The sequence below is a fragment of the Kitasatospora sp. MY 5-36 genome, assembly GCF_001182915.1.
Classification (GTDB): Bacteria; Actinomycetota; Actinomycetes; order Streptomycetales; family Streptomycetaceae; genus Kitasatospora.
Window position 1 is genome coordinate 1 of sequence record NZ_LFVW01001097.1, and the last position, 1,905, is coordinate 1,905.

General features: G+C 73.9%; 2 protein-coding genes. Both read right to left on the reverse strand.

The features are described 5' to 3' along the window. Positions 1–950, reverse strand: a 950-nt coding sequence (locus AE652_RS40435; protein ID WP_159028714.1) for an HAD family hydrolase, incomplete at its 3' end; no start/stop codon positions are given. Positions 951–1,384: 434 nt separating this feature from the next. Then, positions 1,385–1,905: hypothetical protein (locus AE652_RS47035; RefSeq protein WP_159028715.1), on the reverse strand; the 521-nt coding region annotated here is incomplete at its 5' end.

Here is a 1,905-nt window from a genome sequence, read left to right on the forward strand (position 1 = left end):
GGTCTGCTCCCCGTCCTGGTCCCGGAGCCCGGGCCGGTCTCCGGACGGGCCTCGGCGATCAGGGCAAACCCGCCGGATCGGTTTCGGACACCCGGCCCACCTGCGGCGGTGGCCTGGCCGGCGGTCCCGGCGGCCGCGGGAACGGATGCACTCGGGCCGTCCACGGCGGCCACCGCGGGACGTGCGCCGGACCGTGCGCCGACCAGCGCCGTCGCGTGAACCGGTGCTCCCGCCGCGGCCTTCCGGAGCGGCCCGCCGGAGCGGACGTCCGGCCGCGGCGAGGGCGCGTTCCGCGCGGCGAGGACCTGGCCGACGGCCTCCGGCAGACCGGCCGCCTTCAGCGTCGGCCGGTAGCCGCTCTCCGCCCACGGCCGGCCGTGGTGCAGCCAGACGCTGCGCAGTCCGGTGAGTTCGGCACCGGCGATGTCGGCGGGCGCGTGGTCCCCCATCATCCAGGTGTGCTCGGCCCAGTCCCCGGTGGGGGCGATGCCGCACCGCTGGGCCGCCATCTCGAAGATCAGCGGGTCCGGTTTGACGCAGTCGGCCTCCTCGGAGATGACCCAGCCGTCGACCAGGGGGCCGAGCCCGGTCCGCCGGATCTTCTCCAACTGCGGCCGGGTGCCGCCGTTGCTGACGATCCCCAGCGTCCACCCGGCGGCCCGGGCGACCCGGAGCGCCTCGATGTGCCGGGGCGGGCAGTGGATGTGGGAGTTGATGCCGCGTCGGTAGTGAGCGGTCAGGAAGTCGGCGGAGACGTCCAGCCCGTAGCGCCGCCGGACCGCCGACAGTACGGTGCTGCGCGGTACGTAGCCGCCGCCGTCGAGGGTGACGAACCAGTCGAGGTCGACCGGCGGGAGGTCGTGCTCGGACAGGAAGTCCTGCGCCCAGGCCCGGTAGGCGGCGTCCCGGGGCAGCAGGGTGTTGTCGAGGTCGAACAGGAGCAGGGACATGCCGAGCATGGTGCCAGCGGCCGCGCCTATGCATATGGCAAATGCCAGACGGCGTCGCGAAGCCGTACGCGTTGGCTGAAACGGCCTCCGCACCCCCGTGGCGGGCGGTGAGGCACGGGTTCACCGGGACTGTCGGGGCAGGTCGGACGTCACGGTTCGCGACGCGCCGCAACGGATCGTCGCCGATCCATGACAGTCCGGTCACGGTGTCCCGTGGGGCTGTTGCGCCGCCCGGTCCGCTCAGTCAAGCTCCAGGGAACCTCCTTTCCGGAGGGGGCGCGATCGCCTGTGGGCGGGGCGCACAGCCTCGGCGGGCGCATCCCCCTTTCGCGGGAAGAACGTCGCTCCGGGGCTTCCTCGCTGGGCGGGGCCCCAAGCCCGTCGTACTCTGAAAGGAACAGGTCACATACGGTGCTGCGCGGCGCAGACCGACGTCATCCCGTGGGCGGGCCTGCTGCCCGGGCAGCGTTGTCCTCCTCTCCTGTCGGCCCCTCTCCATCGAAGAGCCGTGAGCCATGGCTGGTTTTGAGCCTCCCCGACCGGTTGAACCGGACACGTCCCGCAGCGTGGACCCGGCCCGCGGGCCTGCCGCCGATCGTTCCGACGGCCGCGCCGAGCTGTGCGCCGACCAGCGCGGCGAGGACGGCCGTGACCACCACAGTGACCACCTCGGCGACGACCACGAGGACCAGGACGGCAGCCACGGTAGTTACAGCAGCCACGGCGACGAACGCGACTCTGGCCATGGCGGCGAACGCGACGGAGGCCGCGGGGACGACAGCGTGGGCGGGTCTGTCGACGGGCCTGCCGACGCTGCCGGCGAACGAGCCGACGCGCGCGCCGAGGCCTCGGGCCGCATCCCGGGCGTGCGGACGGGCCACGAGCGGGTTGACGACGGCGGCGTCGCCGACGACGCGGAAGGGTTCGAGGCGGCCGGAGCGGCCCGCGCGGCCCG